A 22,509-nucleotide genomic window follows, 5' to 3' on the forward strand; every position below is an offset into this window, starting at 1 on the left:
CGCGCGGCTACTTCTGAGCTCGTGCTGCCGCACGATACCGGCGGATGAGTGCGTTCGTTGAGCTGTCGTGTTCCAGCTCCGGATCCTGCTCGGCCGACAGCTCGCCGGCCACCTTCTTGGCGAGGACCTTGCCCAGCTCGACGCCCCACTGGTCGAAGGAGTTCACCGACCAGATCGTGCCCTGGGTGAACACGCTGTGCTCGTACAGCGCGACCAGGGTGCCGAGCGCGTGCGGCGTGAGCCGCTCCAGCAGCAGCGTGTTGGACGGGCGGTTGCCCTCGAACACGCGATGCGGCACCAACCAGTCCGGCGTTCCCTCGGCGGCCACCTGCTCGGCGCTCTTGCCGAACGCGAGCGCCTCGGTCTGCGCGAACACGTTGGCCGTGAGCAGGTCGTGGTGGTTCGCCCCCGAAGAGGCGCTCAGCGGGTTGAGCGAGTGCGTGAAGCCGATGAAGTCACACGGGATCAGCTCGGTGCCCTGGTGGATCAGCTGGTAGAAGCTGTGCTGCCCGTTGGTGCCCGGCTCGCCCCAGTACACCGGCCCGGTCGCGTAGTCGACGCTCGTGCCGGAGAGCGTGACGTGCTTGCCGTTGGACTCCATCGTCAGCTGCTGCAGGTAGGCCGGGAAGCGTTTGAGGTACTGGTCGTACGGCAGCACCGCCTGCGTCTGCGCGCCGAAGAAGTCGGTGTACCAGACGGTGAGCAGCCCGAGCAGCACCGGCAGGTTCGCCTCGAACGGCGCGGTGCGGAAGTGCTCGTCCATCGCCCGGAAACCCGCGAGCAGCTCGCCGAACGCGTCCGGGCCGATCGCGATCATCGTCGACAGCCCGATCGCCGAGTCCATCGAGTAACGGCCGCCGACCCAGTCCCAGAACCCGAACATGTTCATGACGTCGATGCCGAACGATTCGACGGCCTCGGCGTTGGTCGACACCGCCACGAAGTGCCGAGCGATCGCCGACTTGTCCTTCAGGGCGGCGAGCACCCAGTCGCGGGCCGTGCTCGCGTTGGTCATCGTCTCGAGCGTCGTGAACGTCTTGGACGACACGATGAACAGCGTCTCGGCCGGATCGAGGTCACGCGTGGCCTCGGCGAAGTCGGTGCCGTCGACGTTGGACACGAAGCGGAACGTCAGCTCGCGCGCGCTGTAGTGCCGCAGCGCCTCGTACGCCATCACCGGGCCGAGATCCGAGCCGCCGATCCCGATGTTCACGACGTTGCGGATCGCCTTGCCGGTGTGCCCGAGCCATCGCCCGGCACGCACCCGGTCGGCGAACTCGCCCATCCGGCCGAGCACCTCGTGCACGGCCGGCACGACGTTCACCCCGTCGACCTTGATGCGATCGCCCTTGGGTGCCCGCAGTGCCACGTGCAGCACGGCGCGGTCCTCGGTGACGTTGATCTTCTCGCCGGTGAACATCGCCTCGATGTGCTGCCGCAGCCCGCTCTGCTCGGCCAGCTGCACCAGCAGGCGCAACGTCTCGTCGGTGATCCGGTTCTTCGAGTAGTCCAGGTAGATGCCGACGGCCTCCGCGGTGAGCCGCTCGCCCCGATCGGGCTCACGCGCGAACAGGTCGCGCAGGTGGGTGCGCTCCAGCTCGGCGAAGTGCGCCCGCAACGCCGTCCAGGCGGGGCGCTCGGGAAGGGTCGGCATCGTCGGGTGGGTCATCGGCTGTGCCTGCGTCCGCGGTTGCCCATACCTGCATCCCTACCAGACACTCGCGCCCGACCGCACGGCGCGCACAGCGTGCAGCGGCGCGTCGGGCGGCCAATAGGCTGCGCGGGTGGATGTGAACTCACCAGCGGCGCCCGCGAAGCCCCGGATCTCCGTCATCGGGACCGGCTACCTGGGCACCACACACGCCGTGTGCATGGCCGAGCTCGGCTACGACGTGATCGGCCTGGACGTCGACGCGGCGAAGCTGGACCTGCTGCGAGCGGGGACGGTGCCGTTCTTCGAACCCGGCCTGCCCGAGCTGCTGACCAAGGTCCAGGGCGGCGGCCGGCTGCGCTTCACCGATTCGTACGCCGAGATCGCGCAGTTCGCCGACGTCCACTTCGTCTGCGTCGGCACCCCGCAGCGCAAGGGCGAGCTGGCGGCGGACCTGCAGTACGTGGAGGCGGCGTTCAGCTCGCTCGCACCCCATCTGGACCGCAAGGTGCTGGTCGTGGGCAAGTCGACGGTGCCGGCCGGCACCGCGGTGCGCATGGAGCAGCTACTGGCCTCGCAGGCGCCGTGCAAGGACGTCGAGCTGGCCTGGAACCCGGAGTTCCTGCGCGAGGGGTTCGCGGTGCAGGACACGCTGCATCCGGACCGGCTGGTCCTGGGCGTGCGCACGGAGTGGGCCGAGCAGCAGCTGCGCGCGGTCTTCGCGCCGATGATCGAGTCGGGCACTCCGGTGGTGCTGACCGACTTCGCCACGGCCGAGCTGGTGAAGGTGGCCGCGAACTCGTTCCTGGCGACCAAGATCTCGTTCATCAACGCGATGGCCGAGGTGTGCGAGGCGACCGGCGCCGACGTCACCAAGCTGGCCGAGGCGATCGGGCACGACGCGCGGATCGGCCGGCGCTTCCTCAACGCCGGACTCGGCTTCGGTGGCGGCTGCCTGCCCAAGGACATCCGCGCGTTCATCGCCCGCGCGCAGGAGCTCGGGGTCGATCAGGCCGTGTCGTTCCTGCACCAGGTCGACGCGATCAACCTGCGCCGCCGCGCCCGCGTCGTCGACCTCGGGCAGGAGCTGCTCGACGGGTCCTGGACCGATCGCCGGGTCGCGGTGCTGGGCGCGGCGTTCAAGCCGGATTCGGACGACATCCGTGACTCCCCCGCGCTGGACGTGGCTGCCGCGATCGGTCGGCGTGGCGCGAACGTGCTCGTCTACGACCCGCAGGCGCTCGACAACGCTCGGCAGCTGTACCCCGACCTGCAGTACGCAGCGTCCGCCGAGGACGCGGTGCGCGATGCCGACCTGGTGATGCTGCTGACCGAGTGGCGCGAGTTCCGCGACATGTCGCCGGAGCGGATCGGGACGCTGGTGCGCCGGCGCAACATCGTCGACGGGCGCAACGTGCTCGATCCGGCGCAGTGGCGCGCGGCCGGCTGGGTGTACCGGGCCCTGGGTAGGCAGTAGCTCAGCTCGAGCCCCGCTTCGCCGGACGCTCTCACGGGTCGAGGGTGATCCGCACGGCCAGGAACTGTTCGGGCGTCGCCTGCAGCACCTTCAGCCGCGGGTCGGGCACGGCCAGCAGGCGCCCGGTGACCAGTGGCCGCAGCGGGGCGAGCCGGGTGTCGGCGAGCACCTCGTCCACGGCCCGGCGGTCGCCGCCGCACACCAGCGCGTCGAGCGGGCCGGGTAACAGGATCCGGGCGGCGATGTCCGCGGCGTCGGCGAAGGCCGCCTTCGACTGGTTGGCACGCCGCCGCGCATAGCGTTGCTGCGACCAGCCGCCGGCCTTGGTGGTGCCCTGCACGTAGGACGAATCGACCTTGGACGTGATCAGCTCGGTGCCGTCGAAGATGCCGGCCGCATGCCCACCGCGGCGCACCAGCAGCACGCCGACCCGACGCGATCGCTCGGCGTGCTCGGCCAGCTCGCCGGCCAGCGGCGGGAACGGGACCTCGATCCACGCCTGCGCGCCGTCGCTGCCGGTGAGCGTGACCAGTTCGGCGCCCGATTCGGTCTGCGTCGGCCCGTGCCGCTCGGCGAAGCCGGCCAGCCAGCGCCGCAGCCGGGCCGCGGGCACGGTCACGGTGCGCATGCGTGCACCCTATGCGCGCCGCTTCCCCCCCGCTGTGACCAGATCCGGGCCCAGATTTTCGCCGGCCGGTGGGGGAAGCGGCGGCTCGTCGTCGGCGCGGACGAGGGCGATACCGGCGAGCACGATCAGCCCGCCCGCGGCCTGTAGCAGGCTGGGCCGCTGCCCGAGCAGCACCCAGGCGAACAGGGTCGCGAACAACACCTCGGTCAGCCCGACGAACGAGGCCAGCCGCGCCCCCAGCCGGCGAGCCGCCTCGATGCCGGCGATGTAGGCGAACGCGGCGGCCACGAGCGAGAGCCCGAGCACCGGCACCAGCCAGCTGGTGCGGTGGCCTGCGAACGTGACGTCCGCCGTCCCGGCCTGGAAGTCGATCAGTCGCACCGCCCCGGACACGCCGAGGGTGACCGCGCCGACGGCCATCCCGGCCCACGCCATGGCGACGGGCGGCAGCGCCTCGTCCGTGCGGGCGGAGACCACGAAGAACACGGCCAGCCCGGTGGCCGCGCCAAGGCCCCACAGCACGCCGACCAGGTCGACCCGCTGCGTACCGGTCAGGTCGAGCACGAGCACGAGCCCCGCGATCGCGAGCGCACCACCGAGCACGGTGCGGCGCCGTGGCGTGTGGCCTTGCACCAGCCACGTCCACAGCACCACCAGGACCGTCCCGCTGTACTCGAGCAGCAGTGCGACGCTCACCGACAGGTGTTCGACGGCGTTGAAGTAGAACAGCTGGCAACCGGCCACCGCGACCAGCCCGTAGGCGGCGATCGCGGGCAGGCTCGGGCGCAACAGCCCCCAGCGGCCGCGCATGCTCAGCACGGCGGGCACGGTCAGGATCAGCGCGGCCAGGCCGATCCGCACCGTCACGGCCGCGCCGGGCGACCAGCCGGAGGACATCAGTGAGGACGCGAACGAGCCGGACGTGCCGAAGGTGGCCGCGGACACGACGGCGAGCCCCAGCCCCAGAGCCGCCGCACGTGTCGTCATGAGTGAGCACCCCGTAATGAGTGAATGTAACTATGCTCGTGACACGTTAGGGCCCGCGATGAAAGGAGTCAAGGTGCTTTTTGCTCATGACACCGAGGTGGCGCTGGCCGCTGCCGCCGCCCTGGTGAACACCGCCAACACCGATCCGGACGAGTTGGCGGACGTCGCCGCCCTGGACGCCTTCGTCGCCGCATGGGGTTGGACGGGCAGCCGCCGGCACGACCGGGCCGAGCTCGAGGAGGTGCGCAGGCTGCGGCCCCGGCTCCTGCAGCTGTGGAAGGAAGACGACGACGGCGCGGTCGCGATCGTGAACGCGCTGCTGCGCGACGCGCGCGCCCTGCCGCAACTGGTCAAGCACGACCAGTGGGACTACCACCTGCACGCGACCTCGCCGGACGCGCCGCTGGCCGACCGGATGGCGGTCGAGGCGGCGATGGCAATCGTCGACGTGATTCGCTCGGGCGAACTGGCCCGGCTGCGCACCTGCGCTGCCGACGACTGCGACGACGTTCTGGTCGACCTGTCCAAGAACCGGTCCCGGCGATTCTGCGACAAGGGTTGCGGCAACCGGGCCAACGTCGCCGCGTACCGGGCCAGGCAGCGCGGCTGAGCCACTGTGATCTGTGCCGCGGTACGGAAGCTCGCGGCCCCGGCTGCCGTTGTTACAGGCGCCGGCCCTGGATGCGACGGTGCGAGCCAGCAGACGGCACCGCGAGGTGCGGCAGTCGATGCATGGGCGATGCGGGAGGTTCGATTCCTCCCGACGGCACGGATCCGGTGTTGCCTACCGGAAGCCCTGAAAGCACCGCGCTGTCAGCCGCTTGTGAGCCGTCATCCAGCATCGGCTCAGCTGGTGATGTCCTTGCGCTCGAAGCGCAGCCAGGCGATGGCCAGGAAGACCGCAGCGTAGATCAGCGCCAGGCCGGTGCCCCGCATCATGTCGTCCCACACCACCTTCTGGTTCAGCGCGTCGAGCCACGAGTAGTTGAAGTGGGTGGGCAGGTAGCGGCGGTACGGGTCCAGCGCGGTGATCTGGTCCAGGATGTTCGAGACCACCACCAGCAGCGTGGCGCCGCCGACCGCACCGAGCGGGTTGTCGACCGACACGCTCAGCAAGAACGCGAGCGCCGCGACCACGAGCGACTGGCCGCACACGTAGACGACCACGATCCCCAGCCGCCACAGCGATTCCGAGCCGGTGAACGAACCGCTCACGGGTGACTTCGCCGGTGCGCCGCCGAAGAACACGGTGCCCACCGCGAGCGCCCACACGGGCAGCAACAGTTGGACGCCGAAGCTGAGCGCCAGCGCCACCGTGAGCTTCTGCCGCAGCAGCCGCGCGCGTGGCACCGGGATCGCCAGCAGGTAGCGCAGCGAGGCCCAGCTGGCCTCGCTGGCCACCGTGTCGCCGCAGAACAGCGCCACGAGCACGACGAGCAGGAAGCCGGTCGCCGCGAACTCGACGAACAGCGCGAAGTTCGAGCCGCCTGTCGTCGCCAGGTCCACGAGCGTCGGGCCGTCACGGCCCTGGTCCGGCGTCCCGCCCAGCTTGAACGCCAAGGCGACGATGATCGGCAGCGCGAGCACCACCAGCACCGCGATCTGGGTGCGCCGCCGCCGCAACTGCCGGACGAACTCCACCCGCAGCCGCAGCGTGCGCCCGGGACGGAAATCCGGCGGGGTCCCCGGTGGCTTCTGCGCCAGCCGCTGATGGACGCCTCGGAAGGTCGGTGCGCTCATTGCGTCGAGGTCTCCTCTCCGATGAGGTCGAGGAAGACGTCCTCGAGCGCGCGCCGGGCGGGAACGGTGCGCACGGCGACCCCCGCGGCCACCAGCAGTTCGGCCGCGCGTACCGGATCGTCGACGGCCAACTGCACGCCACCCGCGCCGGCCACCTCGGCTACCGACCCGGCCGCGACCAGCTTGCCCTTGTGCATCACGACCACGTGCGTACAGGTCTGCTCCACCTCGGCGAGCAGGTGGCTGGACACCACCACCGTCCGCCCGGTCGCCGCATAGCTCTGCAACACCTCGCGCATCTCGGCGATCTGCGGCGGGTCCAGGCCGTTCGTCGGCTCGTCCAGCACGAGCACCTCGGGCAGACCGAGCATCGCCTGCGCGATGCCGAGCCGCTGCTTCATGCCGTGGCTGTAGGTCTTCACCTTGCGCTGCACGGACGCACCGAGCCCGGCGATCTGCAGCGCGGTGTCGAAGTCGGCCTCGGCGTCGGGACGTCCGGTGGCGGCCCAGTACAGCTGCAGGTTCTGCAGCCCGGACAGGTGGGGCAGGAAGCCGGGACCCTCGATGAACGCGCCGATACGCGCGAGCACCGGCGCGCCGGGCACCACGGGATCGCCGAAGACGTGGATCGAGCCGGACGTCGGCGTGATCAGACCGACGAGCACGCGCAACGTGGTGGTCTTGCCGGCGCCGTTCGGGCCGAGCAGCCCGACCACCTGCCCGGGCTCGACGCGGAAGCTCACCCCGCCCACCGCGCGGTACCCGTCGCCGTACTCCTTGACCAGGTCGGTGATCACGATCGGCACCGCCGACAGATCGCCGGCATGGCTGAGCGAGCGCCGCCGGCGCACCAGCACCAGCCAGACGCCGGCGGCGATAGCGAGCACGACCGCGCCGCCGGCTATCAGCCAGGCCTGCGGAGTGCCCGCCTTGCGCACCGTGCCGGCGACGACGGGCACGCTCAGCGCGCCCGAGCCGGCGAGCGCGATCGTGTAGATGCGCGGGTCCACCGGCAGCTGGTACGCGAGGTCGGTCGTCGCGACCGTCAGCGCCAGCCGGTGTCCGCCGGCGACGTCCTGCACGATCGAGGGCAGCGTGACGGTGACCGTCTTCGGCACGCCCGGCTGCAGTCCGGTGACGTACAGCGGCTGCACCAGGTTGCTGGGCAGCACGGACGTGCCGTCACGAGCGACGTCCCGCAGCGCGGCGAACAGCGTGGCGTCGCCGCCGGTGCTCGACGTGATCGTCAGCCGTACCGTGCCGCCGCCGGCGACGAAGGCACGCTGCCGAAGTGGATCGGTGCGGAACGTGGCGACCTGGCCGGGGATCTGCGTCAGCTGGCCGGCTACGCCGAAGCGTCCCGCCTGGCCGAGCAGGTTGCCCAGCAGCGGCACCGCGCTGATCGCCGCCGGGTTGCCGCCTGCGGGCGCGGTCACCTGCTGAGCCGCGCCCGCGAGCGTGAGCGATCTCGCCCGGCGCGGCGTCGCGCCGATGCCGGGGTATCCGGCGACGTCGAGGGTCTGCGCCACCGCGCCACCCTGATCGGACGAGAGCGAGGCGCCGGCCTCGTCGATGCGGAAGGTCTGCTTCGCGCCCACCCGGCCGGCGAAGACGTCACCGAGCCAGGACACCAGCGCGGCAGTGGCACCGGCGGTGCCACCGCCGGAGTCGTGCCCGCCGAGGCGCCACTGCACCCGCACGGCAGTGCCGTGCGCCGCGATGCCGCGCGCGTTCGCGTCAGCCTCGGACAGCCCGAACAACGAGTCCTGCTCGCCCTGGGTCAGCAGCGTCGGCGCGGTGATCCTGTCCAGCACGTGCGCCGGGCTGGAGGCCTCGAGCAGCCGCAGCAGGGCATCGTCCGGCCGCCCGGTGCGTGCCGCCCGCTGGTAGGCCGCGCAGACGTCGGGCGCGAACCGGCCGCACCCGGGGGTGCCACCGAAACCGAGCGCCGTCTCGAACAGGTAGCCGGCCCACAGCTTCTTGAACACGCCGGGCCCGGTGCCCGCCCCGTTGGGGAACAGCGCGTGGCCGAGGTCGTTCCAGGTGATGTCCGCACCCACGGCCGAGATGCGCGGATCGGTGCCGGCGAGCAGCAGGGCGAGCGCGCCGCCGTACGACGCGCCGGCGACGGCGACGCGCGGCTTGCCATCGCGGTGCTCGACCTGCGGCAGCCCGGCGAGGTAGCTGACCAGCAGGCTCGCGTCCTTGACCTCGTAGTCGGGCGAGTCGAGGTGGATCAGCCCGCCGGACAGCCCGAAGCCACGGGCGGTGTACGCGAGCACCACATAGCCGTCCTTGGCCAGCGTGCGCGCCTCGCCGGCCAGGTCGGCCTTGCTGCCGCCGAAGCCGTGCGCGAGCAGCACGGCGGGCGCCGGGGTGTGTTCGGGCAGGTACAGCGTGGTGTCCAGCCGGACCGGGGTGCCCGCTTCGGGCGTGCCGGCGAGGAACTGGTAGCGAGTGGTGACCTTCGGCGAGCCGCTGCCGACGGCGACGAACACGGCGATCAGGGCGAGGACGACGACGGCGACGGCGGCGATCCATCGGCGCGAGCGCAGTCGGGGTCGCCAGCCGCGTCGCGTCATTTCGCCAGCGTACGGACGCGCGGCGCATCGCCGCCTCAGGGTCGACCCTGGCCCGACCCCGAGGTCGGCGAAGTCCGTGCCCGCGGGCGAGCCGGGTAATCTCACGCGGTGACCGAAGCGAGCGACGAGCAGCCGCTACCCGGCGTCTCGTACGTGATGCCGGTGCTCAACGAGGCGCACTACATCGAGTCCGCGGTCACCAGCATCCTGGCCCAGCGGTACCCGGCGCCGACCGAGATCGTGCTCTCGCTCGGGCCGTCCAGCGACGACACCGACGCGATCGTCGAGCGGCTGCACCAGCGCGACCCGCGGATCCGCGCCATCCACAACCCGGCCGGGCACATCCCGCACGGGCTGAACCTGGCGATCCGCGACAGCCGCTACCCGGTCATCGTGCGCGTCGACGCGCACACCGAACTACCCGCCGACTACACGCTGCGCGCCGTCCGAACGATGCTGCGCACCGGTGCGGCGAACGTCGGCGGCATCATGGCCGCCGTCGGCCGGCCGGGCGTGCAGGCCGCGGCCGCGCGCGCGTACAACAGCCGGCTCGGCCTCGGCGGTGGCGCGTACCACAGTGCCGACGTCCCGGCCGGTCCTGCCGAATCGGCCTACCTGGGCGTGATGCGGGCCGAGGTGCTCGCCGAGATCGGCGGCTACGACGAGAGCGTGCGGCGCGGTGAGGACTGGGAGCTGAACCACCGCATGCGCAGCGCCGGCCACCTGGTGTGGCTGGACCCGCAGCTGAAGGTGACGTACTGGCCGCGGCGGGACCTGCCGGCCCTGGCACGCCAGTTCTACTCGACCGGGGTGTGGCGCGGCGAGCTGGTGCGGCGGCTGCGGCACGCGAACCCGGTGCGCTTCTTCGCCCCGCCGCTCGTCGTGGTCGCGACTGTGCTGAGCGTGGTGCTGGTGCCGCTCTGGGCGGCGGGCGTGCTGCCCGGCTGGTGGGGGCTGTTCGCGCTGGTCGGCCTCGGCCCGGTCGCGTACCTGCTGCTGCTCGTGGCGATCGCGCTGGCCGGCGGCGGCGGGCTGGCCGGGGGTGCGCGCTATGCCGCGGTGCTGGCCACGATGCACTTCGCCTGGGGCGCCGGGTTCCTGCGCGGCGCGGCCCACGGCGCGCGCGACGCGGTCGACACGTCCCGCGTCTGAGGCCTCTCAGCCCAGCCAGCCCTCGTCGAACAGCCGCCGGACGACCCGCTCGCCCGCCTTGCCGTCGTCGAAAGGGGTGAACCTGGCCTGCCACGCCAGGTACCGGTCGGCGTCGATCGCGCCTGCCAGGACCGCGGCACGCAGGTCGGGACCCGTGGTCACGACCGGACCGGGCGCATCGGCCAGCAGGTCGAAGTAGAAGCCGCGCAGCACGTCGCCGTAATGCGCGATGTCCGGCGTGTAGAAGACCATCGGCTTGCCGGTGGCGGCGAAGTCGAACATCACCGACGAGTAGTCGGTCACGAGCAGGTCGGCGGCCAGCATCAGGTCGGCGACGTCCGGATAGCTGGTGACGTCGATCAACCGGTCGGCCTGCAGGTCCTGCCCGAACGCGAGGGTGCGCGAGTGGCCGCGCACGAGAAGCACGTGGTCGGACGGCAATCGGGAGGCGAACGCCGCCAGGTCGAGGTAGTCGACCATCTCGTCGCGGTCGTCGCGCCATGTGGGCGCGTACAGCACCGCGCGGGCACCGGACGGAACGCCGATCACCGCACGCACCCCGGCCGCGCGCGCCGGTTCGGCGAAGACGTCGTTGCGCGGGTACCCGGTCGTCCAGATCGGGCCACCGAACGCGTAGGAGGTCCGGAAGATCTCGGCGCTGTAGTCGTTCTGCGCGAGCAGCGCGTCCCACCGCCTGCTCTGGCGCGAGATGGCGAAGCGGCGCCGTCTGCTCATGTCCGGACGGTCGCGGGCGAGCCTCTTGAGCATGGTGCCGTGCCAGGTCTGCAGCACGTGCTGGTGCGGCCGGCGGTGGAAGTACCAGCGCAGCCAGTCGTTCACGACCAGCACCCGAGCCGACGCGCGGACCCGCCACCACTCGGCGGTGCCCTCGATCAGCCGGATCGCGCCGGGCGGCACGGCCACCGATCCATCGGCGACGCTCCAGTAGCGCACCACGTCGGGATGTTCGCGCGCGAGCACCCGATCGATGCCCAGCGGGTTGTCGCACGCCGCCCGCCCGTAGAAGCTCTCGAAGTAGACGGCGTTCTCCGGCCGCGGGCGGGCCCGGGCGTACGCCGGTGACGGGGGGCGTCGCGGCGCGGGCCCGCCCTCGCCCTCGGCGTACGGCGGCCCGATCCGCACCACGAGGCCGCCGTCCTCGGCGACTGCGCGGGCGCGGTAGAGCGGCTGCAGCGTCGCGACCGCATCGGCGGCGAGGTCGACGCGGGTGGTGGCGCGGGTGGTGGTCGGGCTGCTGGACTCGGCGGCGAGCAGCGTCAGCCGGTACTCGCCGGACGGCAGCGCCAGCCCGTCCGCGCCCCACCGGCTGACGAGCAGCGAGAACTCGGCCACCGTGCGCCCGGCGCTGACCTCGACCGTGGCGTCGATGCGTGAGCGTGGGCCGTCCAGCCGTAGCGCGTCGACCGGCCGGTCCAGCTCCAGGTGCAGACCGCCGGGTGTGAAGCGCAGCGCGGTGATCCGGGCCCGCTCGTGCCGTGCCGCCGCGGGCGCCGGCAGTTCGGTCCCGAGCCGGCGCAGGATCTCGGCGAGCACCCGGTCGGTCGCGTGCTCGTCGACGTGGTCGAAGTGCTCCTCGCGCAGCCACCGGGTGTGCGCGGCGATCGCCGCGGCGGTGGGCGAGGCGGCATCGGCGAGCGCGTCCAGCAGTTCGAGTACCTGCTCCCAGCTCACCACGTGCCGGCCCCCGCTGAACATGCGGTACGGCTCGTAGAGCCCACGCGAGAGCGTGTACGTCTCCAGGTCCGGCGCGAGGAAGACGGTCGGCGAGTCCAGCAGTGCGAAGTCGAACGCGATCGAGGAGTAGTCGGTGACGATCACGTCGACGGCGGGCAGCACCGGGTTCACGTCGTTGATCGCGGCCGCGGTGAGCAGCAGCACCCGCGCCGAACGGGCCGGGCCGGCCGCGTAATCACCGTGCCCGAGCGGGTGCACGCGCACGATCAGCACGCTGTTCGTGCGCTCCAGCCACGCGGTGATCTGCTGCCAGGTCGCGGCGTCCGGTGCGGACGGGTCGTGCTCGCCGTCGCGCCAGGTCGGCGCGTACATCACGACGCGGGTGGCCGGCGGCAGGGCGCCGACTGCGCCTTCGAGCAGGTCGCGCGCGGCGGCGCGGCGGCCGGCGGGATCACCTGCGAGCAGCACGTCGTCGCGCGGATCGCCAGTGACCGCGATCCGCTCGCGCGGCACGCCGAACGCGCTGCTGATCCGGCTCACGATGCGCTCGGACGACACGGTGAACAGCTGGATCTGGCCGCCCGCCGCCCGGATGCCCCGGGCGAGCAGCGCGCGCACCACCCGGCTGTTGCCGAGCACCGCGGAGCGAAGCGCGGCCGGCGAGTCGAGATGCAGCTTCTTGAGCGGGACGCCGTGCCAGAGCTGCACGACGAAGCCGCCGCGGACGCCGTAGCGGTTCACATCGCCCAGGCCGTGCGTCACCACCAGCACCCGGGCGCGCAGCGTCAACCAGAACCCACGCGCGCTGAGCTTGGCGACCGCGTCCAGCCCGAGCCGACGCGCGGTGTCCAGCTCGGGCGCCGTGGTGGCCAGCCACACCAGTCGCACGCGCGGGTCGAGGCGGGCGCGGGCCAGGCGCAGCAGCGGCAGCGCGCCCTCGCCGGGGCCGATGCCCGAGCCGAACACCCAGAGCGTGTCGGTGCGCGGCACCAGGAACGTCGCGATCGCGCCGAGCGCGTAGGCCGGTAGCCGACGCAGCGCGCGGGCGTTGCCGGTGCCGAACGTGAACGTCGCCATCGCGTCCTGGTCAGCCCGCCGTGCCGGGGGCGAGTCGTTCCTGCAACGCGACGTCCTTCGCCCGGGCCGAATCGGCGAGGGCCCGCTGGAACGCGAGCATCCGGTCCGTCAGGGCCGGGTCGGCCGCGGCGAGGATGCGGACGGCGAGCAGGCCGGCGTTGCGCGCGCCGCCGACGGACACCGTGGCCACCGGCACCCCGGCCGGCATCTGCACGATCGAGAGCAGCGAGTCCAGGCCGTCCAGGTACTTCAGCGGCACCGGCACGCCGATGACGGGCAGCGGGGTGAGCGCGGCGACCATGCCGGGCAGGTGCGCGGCGCCGCCGGCGCCGGCGATGATCACCTTCAGCCCGCGACCGGCGGCCTCCTGCGCGTAGGACGCCATACCGAGCGGGGTGCGGTGCGCGGAGACGACACGGACCTCGTGCGCGACGTCGAACTCGGCCAGTGCCTCGGCCGCGGCGCCCATGACCGACCAGTCCGAGTCCGAGCCCATGATCACTGCTGCTAACGGATCGCTCATCGCTGTGGTTCTCCGTTCATCAGGTAGTGCGCCGCAGCGGTAGCGCGGGCACGCACCTCGGCGAGATCGGTGCCGAGTGCCGTCACGTGGCCCACCTTGCGTCCGGGACGAAACCCCTTGCCGTACAGGTGAAGCTTCACGTCCGGCCAGTTCGCCATGAAGTGGTGCACCCGCTCGTCGATGCCCTTCGGCTCGACGTCGTCCGGTCCGGCGAGCAGGTTCGCCATCACCACCACCGGCGCGGTGAGCGTCGTGATGCCCAGCGGGTAGTCGAGCACGGCGCGCAGGTGCTGCTCGAACTGCGAGGTGCGCGCGCCCTCGATCGTCCAGTGCGCCGAGTTGTGCGGGCGCATCGCCAGCTCGTTCACCAGCAACCGCCCGTCGGTGGTCTCGAACAGCTCGACGGCGAGCACACCGGTGACACCGAGTTCGGCCGCGAGCCGCAGCGCGATGCCCTGCGCCTCGTCGGCACGCTCGTCGGACAGGTCCGGGGCGGGGGCGATCACCTCGACGCAGATCCCGTCGCGCTGCACGGTCTCGACCACCGGCCACACCGCGCCCTGCCCGAACGGCGAGCGCGCGACGTCGGCGGCGAGCTCGCGCCTGATCGGCACCAACTCCTCGGCCAGCAACGGGGTACCGGACGCGAGCAGCTCGGCCGCGGCAAGCGCGTGCGCGACCACCCAGACACCCTTGCCGTCGTAGCCGCCCCGGGTCGCCTTGAGCACGATCGGCCAGCCGACGCGGGTGGCGAACTCGTCCAGCGCCGTGGCGGGATCGTCGGCCGCGTCGAGATCGACCCAGCTGGGACAGGCGATTCCCAGCTCGCCCAGCCGGCGCCGCATCGCCGCCTTGTCCTGCGCGAAGTGCAACGCCTCGGCCGTGGGGTGGACGGTGACCCCGGCTGCGGCCAGCGCGACGATGTGCTCGTTGGGGACGTGCTCGTGATCCCACGTCACCACGTCACAGCCGACGGCGAACGCCTGCAGGTCGGCCAGCTCGTGGTAATCGCCCACGACCACGTCGTGGGCGACGAGCGCCGCACCGTCGTCCGCCGAGTCGGCCAGCACGCGCAGCGACTGGCCCAGCGCGATCGCCGCCTGATGGGTCATCCGGGAAAGCTGCCCGGCCCCGACCATGCCGACTACGGGCAGTCCGGTGCGGGCGTCCACGCGATGCAGCCTAACGGTCCCGCTGCGGGGCCGGCCGGGCGGCAGTCACAGCAAAACACGCGGTCCCTGCCGCGTAGGCTCTGCCCTCATCATGTCGACCACTTCCGGCCGCGCCGGCCTGAGCGCGTACCTGCGCAAGTCGTGGCGCATCCTGCTGAAGGAGATCGCCGCGTTCGGGGCGGTCGGCCTGGTCTCGCTGGTGATCGACCTGGGGCTGTACAACCTGCTCGCGCCGCACGGCTGGCTCAAGGCCAAGTTCGTGTCGACGATCGTCGCGACCGCCTTCGCCTACTTCGGCAACCGGAACCTGTCCTTCTCGCACCGGGCGCGCACCAGCATCGGCCGGGAGAGCTCGTTCTTCGTCGGCATCAACCTGATCGTGCTACTCGTCTCCGAACTGGTGCTCGCGCTGTTCGCCTACCCGCTCGGGCAGCGCGACGACCACGTCGTCATGAACGCGGTCAACCTGGTCACCATCGGGCTGGGCACGGTGTTCCGGTTCTGGTCCTACAAGCGGTTCGTGTTCTTGCACCCGGACCGCGTGCACGCGCGCGACGTCGACCTGGACGCCGAGCTCGCCGAGTAGATCGGCGTCAGTCGCCGCCGCCGATGTCGGTGTCGTACGCCTCGAAGATCAGGTCGGCGCCCTGCTGGCGATGGCGGATCAGCTGGGTGAGCAGGGCGGTCGCCTGTTCGCGCACGCCGGCCACGTCACCGATGGTCACCGGCGGCTCGGTGGCGCTCACCAGCTCGGCGAGCGCGTCGGCGATCCGGTGATGCTCGGCGGTCAGCGCGTCGACGGCGTTCGTCAGCCGCAGGTCGCCGGCCAGGATCGCCTGGTGCAGCCCGTCCGGCCCCTCGGTCACCTCGATGTGCTCGCGGAAGTCGTCGGCCAGTTCGACCAGGACGCTGCGCACCCGCTCGCCCCAGATCAGCGGACGGCCGACGGCGGGTGAGGCGAGCGCGTGCTCCAGCGCGCTGAGCGATTCGCGCAACTCGGCGCGGCGCTCCCGGACGGCGGCGAGCTCGGCGATGTGGGACCTGGCGGTTGATGATGCGGCGGTGGGGTCCATCGGGGGGCCTGCCTTCCGATCGGGTCCTGGTCCATGCTGCTTCACCGCGCGCCGCACGTCCACCGCGATTGCCGAACTCCGCGGTGTACGGCGTGTTGGCGCTGGGCGTGCTGGTCGCTACCGTGTCAGTTGCCAGGCCGGCCGGATTGACTTCGTCGAACGGTTGTTCGATAGTTAAGCCGTGCTCGAGGTGGCGATCCGCAAGGCCGATGGCGAGGTGGCCATCGACCTCGGCGGCCGTGCTGCTCCCCCGTTGCCGGTCGATCCCGCGCTGGGCTCGTTGCTGCCCGGCGGGCTGCGCCGCGGCAGCACGGTCGCGGTGGGCGGGTCGATCTCGCTGCTGCTGGCGCTGCTGGGCACCGCCTCGGCCGGCGGCGCGTGGTGCGCCCTGGTCGGCTTCCCGCACATCAGCGCCGAGGCGGCGCGCGAGTACGGGGTCGAGCTGTCCCGGCTGGCGGTCGTGCCGGCTCCCGGCGAGAGCTGGACGACCGCGGTCGGGGCACTGCTCGATGCTGTGGACGTGGTGGCGGCCCGGCCGCCGCGCCGGCTGGCACCCGGCGACGTGCGCCGGCTGGCCGCACGGGTGCGGGCGCGCGACGCGGTGCTCGTCCCGTTCGGCGACTGGCCGTCCGCCGACATGCGGCTGTCGGCCGAAGCGGGGCCGTGGAGCGGGATCGGCGCCGGCCACGGCCGGCTGCGCGCGCGGCGGGTGAGCGTCACCGCCACCGGCCGCGGGCAGGCCGCCCGCCCGCGCAGTGCCGAGCTGTGGCTGCCGTCGGATGCCGGCGGCGTCCGCCCGCACGAGCCGCTGGCTCCGGTCGTCGAGCTGGCCGGCTGATGAGGTGCCGCGCATGAGGACGGCGGCGGTGTGGTGTCCGGACTGGCCGGTGACCACGGCGCGGGTGGACGCCGGCGCCCCGGCCGAGGCGCCGGTCGCGGTGCTGGTCGGCAACCACGTGCTGGCCTGCTCGCACGCCGCGCGCGAGTCCGGGGTGCGCCGCGGGCAGCGCCGCCGCGAGGCCCAGTCGCGCTGCCCCGACCTGCTGGTGCTGGCGCGCAACGAGGCCGCCGAGGCGCGCGCGTTCGAGCCGGTGGTCGCTGCGCTGGAGTCGATCGCGCCCGGCGTCGAGATCACCCGGCCGGGCCTGGCCGCGATCGGCATGCGCGGCCCGACCCGCTACTTCGGCGGCGAGACCGGGGTGCTGCACGCGCTGGCCCGTGCGGTCGGTGACCTGCCCGTCGTCACCCGGGCCGGACACCGCGCCGAGGGTGGCGTGGACCTGCTGATCGGCGTGGCCGACGGCGCGTTCGCCGCCGAGCAGGCCGCCCGGCGTGGGGTGATCGTCGAGCCCGGCGAATCGTCCGCGTTCCTGGCCACCCTGCCGGTCGAGACGCTCGAGGCGCCGGCACTGGTCGACCTGCTCCGCCGGCTCGGCCTGCTCACCCTGGGCGCGTTCGCCGCGCTGCCGTCGCGCGACGTGCTGGCCCGCTTCGGCCCGGACGGCGCGTGGGCGCACCGGCAGGCGGGCGGCCGCGACGACCGTCCGGTTGCCGGCCGCCGGCCGCCGGTCGAGTTCGCCGTGACGCTCGAACTGGAACCGGCACTCGATCGCGTCGACTCGATCGCGTTCTCCGCACGCGGGGTGGCCGAGCAGTTCGTCACCGACCTCGCCGCGCACGGGCTGGCCTGCACCTGCCTGGAACTGCAGGCGGCCAGCGCCAACGGCGAGGAGACGGTGCGGCGCTGGCGGCATGCGGGCGTGCTGGGCACCAGTGACGTCCTGGACCGGGTGCGCTGGCAGCTCGAGGGCTGGCTGTCCGGGCCCGGGCGTCCCACCGCAGGGGTCGTGCGGCTGCGGCTGGTCCCGATCGAGGTGGTGCCGACCGGGGCGCACCAGCAGTCGCTGTGGGGCGGCGCCGGCGAGCAGGACGAGCGCGCCCGTCGCGCCCTGGCCCGGGTGCAGACGCTGCTCGGGCACGGTTCGGTGCTCACCCCGGTGCTCGACGGCGGACGCGAGCCGGCGCAGCGCAGCCGGCTGGTGCCGTGGGGGGACGAGCCGACGCCGGTGCGGTCACCGCAGCAGCCGTGGCCGGGACAGTTGCCCGCGCCTGCGCCGTCCGTGCTGCTCGACCCGCCACGTCCGGCGCAGCTGCTCGACGACAGCGGGCAGGCCGTGGTCGTCACCGACCGCGGCGCGGTCCCGCGGCCACCGGCCCGGTTCGCCGTCGGCGACGAGCGGCCGGTCGTGATCACCTCATGGGCCGGGCCGTGGCCGGTGGACGAGCGCTGGTGGAGCGATGGTGGTGCTCGGCACGTGGTGCGCTGCCAGATCGTCGACGTCCGCGGCCGTGCCTTCCTGGTCAGCGGCACGATGCCCGCCGGGTCGTGGCAGGTGGAGGCGATCTACGACTGAGCGTTCTGCCGTCCGTTCCGTAGAGTCGAACCATGATCGGAACCCACCGCGTACGAACCGTTGCCGCACTCGCCCTGGCGGCCGGCGCCGCCTGCGCCCTGGCCGCGTGCAGCAGCACCACCGACGGCTCGCCGGCCGGTGGCACATCGACGGCGCCCACGACCGGGAGCTCGACACCGGAGCCGACGTTCACCTCGACCGCGGCAGCGCCCACGACCGCGATCACCACGGCCGCGCCGACGACCGGCGGACCGAGCACCCCGCCCAGCGAAGCGGCGCTCAGAGCGATGGTGTTGCAGCAGACGGACCTGCCCAGCGGCTGGACCGCAACGGCGTACCAGCCCGACCCGACGGATGCGAAGAACAAGGCGCAGTTCGCGCAGTGCACCAGTCACCGCAACACCGAGTCGGACAAGGTGAGCGAGGTGCACTCGGACGACTACAACTCCGGCCCGTCACAGCTCTCCTCGCAGGCGACCAGTTACTCCTCCGCGGATGCGATAGCCGAGGACACCGCGGCGATGCAGAGCCCGAAGGCGACGAGTTGCTACGAGCAGTTGGCGAAGACCGAGATCCCGGCCAGCCTGCCCACCGGCATGAAGGTCGATCGCCTGACGGTGAAGATCAGCAAGCCGGCCGCCGGCGACCCGAGCAACGTCATCGCCTGGGGCGATGCCACCGTCGTGGTGTCCCAGGACGGGAAGCAGACGACCGTCTACACCGCGGCCGCCTTCATCGTCGGCCCGCTCGTCGAGGCAGAGGTCGACTTCACCAACGTGGGCTCGCCGATCCCGGCATCGGTGCGGCAGCAGCTCGCCACGATCGTCGCCGCCCGCGTCGGCTGATCGCTGCTGCGACACGTTCTTAGTTCTCGTTCCGGCGGCGGTCGTTCGGACGATTGTCGTGGCACGACGACAACGACGCGTTCGGCGCGTCCGGCCGGCGTTGCGCCGACCCGCTACCGTGCAGCCATGACCTCGCAGCCGGCCAGCAAGGTGCTGCTCGTGGTTCACCACACGACCTCGCCTGCGCTGCAGCAGCTGCTCGAAGCGGCACTGGACGGGGCACGGGCCGACGGCATCGAGGGTGTCGAGGTACGGGTCCGTCCGGCGCTCGGCACCTCGGTCGTGGACGTGCTCGAGGCGGACGGTTTCGTGCTCGGGACGCCGGCCAACATCGGTTACATGAGCGGGGCCCTCAAGGCCTTCTTCGACCTGGTGTACTACCCCACGCTCACGGCGAAATCCGGCGCACCGTACGGCCTGTACGTGCACGGCAACAGCGACACCGCGGGCGCCGTGCGCGCGGTCGAGTCGATCACCAAGGGCCTGGGTTGGGAGCGGGTGCACGAGCCGGTCACCGTCATCGGCGGTGCGACCGAACAGGCGTCCGAGGCCGTGTGGGAACTCGCTGCGACGGTGGCCGCACGGCTCGCCGGCTCGGGCTGAACCGACCGGCCGGAGGTGCTGCACGGCCGACTCGCGGACTCGCGTGCGGCGGCCCGTCCCGCGCGTAATCTGCCAAGATGACTCGCGGACCGGCAGCGGGCGGTATCCGGCTGGCCGAGTTGCTGGGCGTCATGTCCCTGGGTGTCGACCTGGGGATGGGCCAGCCGATGGAACATGTGCTGCGGCAGTGCCTGATCGCGCTGCGCCTGGCGGAGCGTGCCGGGCTCGACGAGTCGCAGCAGCTGGTTGTCTACTACACCTCGATGCTCGCCTGGGTCGGTTGTCACGTCGACGCCTACGAGCAGGCCAAGTGGTTCGGTGACGACCTGGCACTGAAGGCCGATTTCCGAAGGGTCGACTTCGCTGGTGCGAGGGCGCAGAAGTTGTTCGTCCTGCGCCATCTCGGTGCGGGGGAATCGGCGTTGCGACGCGCCGGGGTGGGCCTCGGCTTCGCCCGTGACGGCGGAGCCCGCGCCGCTGCGGACATGATCAGCAACCACTGGCGCGCCGCCGACGATCTGGCCGAGCGGTTGGGCCTCGGCGCCTCGGTGCGCGACAGCATCGAGCAGACCTTCGAGCGCTGGGACGGCCAAGGGGTGCCCAAGGGTGCCAAGGGCGGCGACATCCTGACGACCTCGCAGCTGGTGAACCTGGCCGATGTCGTGGAGGTCTTCCACCGGGCCGGCGGTGTGGCTTCCGCGGTCGAGGTGGCCCGCCGGCGCAGCGGTACCCAGTTCGCGCCGGAGCTGGTGGAGTTGTTCTGCCGAACGGCCGCGGAGCTGTTCGCCGACCTGGAGACGTCGACCACCTGGGACGCAGTCATCGCTGCCGAACCCGCCTCGGGTGTGTGGCTCTCCGACGCGGAGTTCGTCGTGGCCTTGGAGGCGATCGCGGACTTCGTCGACCTCAAGTCGCCGTACACGATCGGCCACTCGCGCGCGGTCGCGGATCTGGCACAGGCAGCGGCCCGCCATCACGGGCTCTCGGAGGCAGCGGCCCAGACCGTCCGAACGGCCGGCCTGGTCCACGACCTCGGACGGCTCGGCGTCCCCAACACGATCTGGGACAAGCCGGGTGAGCTCACCGAAGCGGAGGCCGAGCGGGTCCGGATGCACCCCTATCTGACCGAACGGATGCTGGCCTTCTCCGACGCGCTCGCGCCGCTGGGAGCGATCGCGGTCCAGCATCACGAGCGTCTGGACGGCTCGGGCTACCCGCGCGGGCTCGGCGGGGACACGCTGAGCCCGGCCGGCCGGATCCTGGCGGCCGCCGACACCTATCGCGCCTGGCTCGAACCACGACCGCACCGCAGCGCGGGAACCGTCGACGAGGTGGCGGCGCGGCTGCGGGCCGAGGCCCGCGCCGGGCGGTTGGACGGAGGCGTCGTGGATGCCGTGCTGCGCGCCGCCGGACACCGGGTCAGCAGTCGGACGGACTGGCCGGCCGGACTTACGGCACGCGAGGTTCAAGTGCTCCGGCTGTTGGCGCGCGGGCTCTCGAACAGTCAGATCGCCGACGAACTGGTGATCTCCCGCAAGACCGTGGGCAACCACATCGAGCACATCTACGCCAAGATCGGCGTCTCCAACCGGGCGTTGGCGAGCCTGTTCGCGTCCAGGCATGGCTTGATGAGCGGCGTGACGGCTGACCCGATCTGAAACCCCGGCGCGGAGTTCTCCGGCCCGAAGATGGGGTCGTTACCCCATGTCCCGCGGCCGCGTCCTGCCTAGCGTCGAGCGGGTGATCCGACACCCGGATCCGCGCTATGGAAGGAGTGAGCGGCGATGACCGAGGTGAAACAGCACACCGAGGTGGACTTCGACAAGCTGATGGCGTTCGTCTTCCGTTCCGTCGGCGAGGTCGGGGCAACCCTGAACACCGGCCTGGTCGTCATGGGAGACAAGCTCGGCTTCTACCGGGCCATGGCAGCCTCCGGCCCGACGACGCCCAGCCGGCTGGCTGCGGACACCGGCACCAGTGAGCCGTACGTCCGCGAGTGGCTCAACGGCCAGGCCGCCGGCATGATCGTCGAGTACGACGCGGCCACCGGGGAGTACACGCTGCCGCCCGAGCACGTCGTCGCCCTCACCGACGAATCCAACCCGGCATTCCTGCCCGGCTTGTTCCAGATCGCCCTGGGCACGGTCCAGGACTCCTCGAAGATCATCGAACTGGCCCGCGACGGCTCCGGGCTCGGCTGGGACGAGCACAACCATGACGTGCACGAGGGTTGCGAGCGCTTCTTCCGGCCCAGCTACAACGCACATCTGGTAGCCGATTGGCTGCCGGCGCTCGACGGCGTCCTCGCCAAACTCGAGACGGGCGCGCGGGTGGCCGACGTCGGCTGCGGCTACGGCGCCTCGACCATCATCATGGCCCAGGCGTTCCCGAACTCGACGTTCGTCGGCTACGACTACCACGAGGACTCGATCGACACCGCTCGCTCCCGAGCCCTCGTGGCGGGCGTCAGCAACCGGGTCCGGTTCGACGTAGCGTCGGCCGACTCCTTCGGCGGGACCGGCTTCGAACTGGTCACCACCTTCGACGCGCTGCACGACATGGGCGACCCGGTCGGTGCGGCCCGGCACGTGCGCCGCAGCCTTGCCGAGGACGGCACGTGGATGATCGTCGAGCCGATGGCCGGTGACCACGTCCAGGACAACCTCAACCCGGTCGGGCGTGCCTACTACGGGTTCTCGACCCTGCTGTGCACCCCCGCTTCGCTCTCGCAGGAGGTCGGGCTGGCGCTCGGAACCCAGGCTGGCCCGGCCCGGATCCGGCAGGTGGTCACCGAGGCCGGTTTCACGCGTTTCGCCAGGGTGGCCGAGACACCGTTCCACCAGGTCCTGGAGGTCAGGCCGTAAGCCGCATCGAACGGAAGTTCTATATA

At 72.0% G+C, this 22,509-nt stretch carries 19 protein-coding genes; 10 read left to right on the plus strand and 9 right to left on the minus strand.

The features are described 5' to 3' along the window. Window positions 1-7: 7 nt before the first annotated feature. Window positions 8-1,669, minus strand: coding sequence for a glucose-6-phosphate isomerase (gene pgi, locus M6B22_RS07665; protein ID WP_269445176.1), 1,662 nt, complete (start codon window positions 1,667-1,669; stop codon window positions 8-10). Window positions 1,670-1,871: 202 nt separating this feature from the next. Between pgi and M6B22_RS07670 the strand changes: the two genes are divergently transcribed. Beyond that, on the plus strand, window positions 1,872-3,128 hold the full coding sequence (locus M6B22_RS07670; protein ID WP_407935662.1) for a UDP-glucose dehydrogenase family protein: 1,257 nt from the start codon (window positions 1,872-1,874) through the stop codon (window positions 3,126-3,128). A 31-nt stretch (window positions 3,129-3,159) separates the two neighbouring features. Here M6B22_RS07670 and M6B22_RS07675 read toward each other — a convergent pair whose 3' ends face one another. Further along, the gene (locus M6B22_RS07675; RefSeq protein WP_269445178.1) at window positions 3,160-3,756 is read right to left on the minus strand and encodes an acVLRF1 family peptidyl-tRNA hydrolase; all 597 of its coding nucleotides are present in this window, start codon (window positions 3,754-3,756) and stop codon (window positions 3,160-3,162) included. A 9-nt stretch (window positions 3,757-3,765) separates the two neighbouring features. After that, window positions 3,766-4,743: an EamA family transporter gene (locus M6B22_RS07680; RefSeq protein WP_269445179.1), complete on the minus strand. Its 978-nt coding sequence runs from the start codon at window positions 4,741-4,743 to the stop codon at window positions 3,766-3,768. Window positions 4,744-4,816: 73 nt separating this feature from the next. Between M6B22_RS07680 and M6B22_RS07685 the strand changes: the two genes are divergently transcribed. Further along, entirely contained in the window at window positions 4,817-5,353 is a 537-nt protein-coding gene (locus M6B22_RS07685) for a CGNR zinc finger domain-containing protein (protein ID WP_269445180.1), read from the plus strand. A gap of 236 nt (window positions 5,354-5,589) precedes the next feature. On the opposite strand, the gene M6B22_RS07690 is transcribed toward M6B22_RS07685, so the two are convergent. Next, on the minus strand, window positions 5,590-6,483 hold the full coding sequence (locus tag M6B22_RS07690) for an ABC transporter permease (protein ID WP_269445181.1): 894 nt from the start codon (window positions 6,481-6,483) through the stop codon (window positions 5,590-5,592). Then, window positions 6,480-9,065 (minus strand): alpha/beta fold hydrolase, encoded by a 2,586-nt coding sequence (locus M6B22_RS07695; protein ID WP_269445182.1) that lies wholly within the window; start codon window positions 9,063-9,065, stop codon window positions 6,480-6,482. Before M6B22_RS07695 ends, M6B22_RS07690 begins: the two co-directional genes overlap by 4 nt. Window positions 9,066-9,173: 108 nt before the next feature. Between M6B22_RS07695 and M6B22_RS07700 the strand changes: the two genes are divergently transcribed. After that, window positions 9,174-10,217 (plus strand): glycosyltransferase family 2 protein, encoded by a 1,044-nt coding sequence (locus tag M6B22_RS07700; protein WP_269445183.1) that lies wholly within the window; start codon window positions 9,174-9,176, stop codon window positions 10,215-10,217. A gap of 6 nt (window positions 10,218-10,223) precedes the next feature. On the opposite strand, the gene M6B22_RS07705 is transcribed toward M6B22_RS07700, so the two are convergent. From M6B22_RS07705 to M6B22_RS07715, 3 genes are read right to left on the minus strand one after another with little or no spacing between them, the layout of a single operon-like run. After that, the gene (locus tag M6B22_RS07705) at window positions 10,224-12,989 is read right to left on the minus strand and encodes a CDP-glycerol glycerophosphotransferase family protein (protein ID WP_269445184.1); all 2,766 of its coding nucleotides are present in this window, start codon (window positions 12,987-12,989) and stop codon (window positions 10,224-10,226) included. Between the two features lie 10 nt (window positions 12,990-12,999). Continuing rightward, window positions 13,000-13,512, minus strand: a complete 513-nt coding sequence (gene purE, locus M6B22_RS07710) for a 5-(carboxyamino)imidazole ribonucleotide mutase (protein ID WP_269445185.1) — start codon at window positions 13,510-13,512, stop codon at window positions 13,000-13,002. Next, the gene (locus M6B22_RS07715) at window positions 13,509-14,684 is read right to left on the minus strand and encodes a 5-(carboxyamino)imidazole ribonucleotide synthase (RefSeq protein WP_269445186.1); all 1,176 of its coding nucleotides are present in this window, start codon (window positions 14,682-14,684) and stop codon (window positions 13,509-13,511) included. Before M6B22_RS07715 ends, purE begins: the two co-directional genes overlap by 4 nt. A gap of 91 nt (window positions 14,685-14,775) precedes the next feature. On the opposite strand from M6B22_RS07715, the gene M6B22_RS07720 reads away from it, so the two are divergent. Further along, window positions 14,776-15,270 (plus strand): GtrA family protein, encoded by a 495-nt coding sequence (locus M6B22_RS07720; RefSeq protein ID WP_269445187.1) that lies wholly within the window; start codon window positions 14,776-14,778, stop codon window positions 15,268-15,270. Between the two features lie 7 nt (window positions 15,271-15,277). Here M6B22_RS07720 and M6B22_RS07725 read toward each other — a convergent pair whose 3' ends face one another. After that, window positions 15,278-15,757 carry a hypothetical protein gene (locus M6B22_RS07725; protein ID WP_269445188.1) on the minus strand — a complete coding sequence of 160 codons (480 nt, stop codon included), beginning with the start codon at window positions 15,755-15,757 and terminating at the stop codon, window positions 15,278-15,280. Window positions 15,758-15,938: 181 nt separating this feature from the next. Between M6B22_RS07725 and M6B22_RS07730 the strand changes: the two genes are divergently transcribed. The 6 genes from M6B22_RS07730 to M6B22_RS07755 all read left to right on the plus strand — a co-directional run bounded on the left by M6B22_RS07730 (window position 15,939) and on the right by M6B22_RS07755 (window position 22,483). Further along, window positions 15,939-16,595 (plus strand): hypothetical protein, encoded by a 657-nt coding sequence (locus tag M6B22_RS07730; RefSeq protein WP_269445189.1) that lies wholly within the window; start codon window positions 15,939-15,941, stop codon window positions 16,593-16,595. A gap of 4 nt (window positions 16,596-16,599) precedes the next feature. Next, entirely contained in the window at window positions 16,600-18,171 is a 1,572-nt protein-coding gene (locus tag M6B22_RS07735) for a DNA polymerase Y family protein (protein ID WP_407935595.1), read from the plus strand. Window positions 18,172-18,203: 32 nt separating this feature from the next. Beyond that, on the plus strand, window positions 18,204-19,016 hold the full coding sequence (locus M6B22_RS07740; protein WP_269445191.1) for a hypothetical protein: 813 nt from the start codon (window positions 18,204-18,206) through the stop codon (window positions 19,014-19,016). Between the two features lie 126 nt (window positions 19,017-19,142). Beyond that, window positions 19,143-19,619, plus strand: coding sequence for a flavodoxin family protein (locus M6B22_RS07745; RefSeq protein ID WP_269445192.1), 477 nt, complete (start codon window positions 19,143-19,145; stop codon window positions 19,617-19,619). A 77-nt stretch (window positions 19,620-19,696) separates the two neighbouring features. Beyond that, window positions 19,697-21,277: an HD domain-containing phosphohydrolase gene (locus tag M6B22_RS07750; protein WP_269445193.1), complete on the plus strand. Its 1,581-nt coding sequence runs from the start codon at window positions 19,697-19,699 to the stop codon at window positions 21,275-21,277. A gap of 126 nt (window positions 21,278-21,403) precedes the next feature. Then, the gene (locus M6B22_RS07755; RefSeq protein ID WP_269445194.1) at window positions 21,404-22,483 is read left to right on the plus strand and encodes a class I SAM-dependent methyltransferase; all 1,080 of its coding nucleotides are present in this window, start codon (window positions 21,404-21,406) and stop codon (window positions 22,481-22,483) included. The last annotated feature ends 26 nt before the right edge of the window (window positions 22,484-22,509 follow it).

It is taken from the genome of Jatrophihabitans cynanchi (genome assembly GCF_027247405.1).
Taxonomy (GTDB): Bacteria; Actinomycetota; Actinomycetes; order Mycobacteriales; family Jatrophihabitantaceae; genus Jatrophihabitans_B; species Jatrophihabitans_B cynanchi.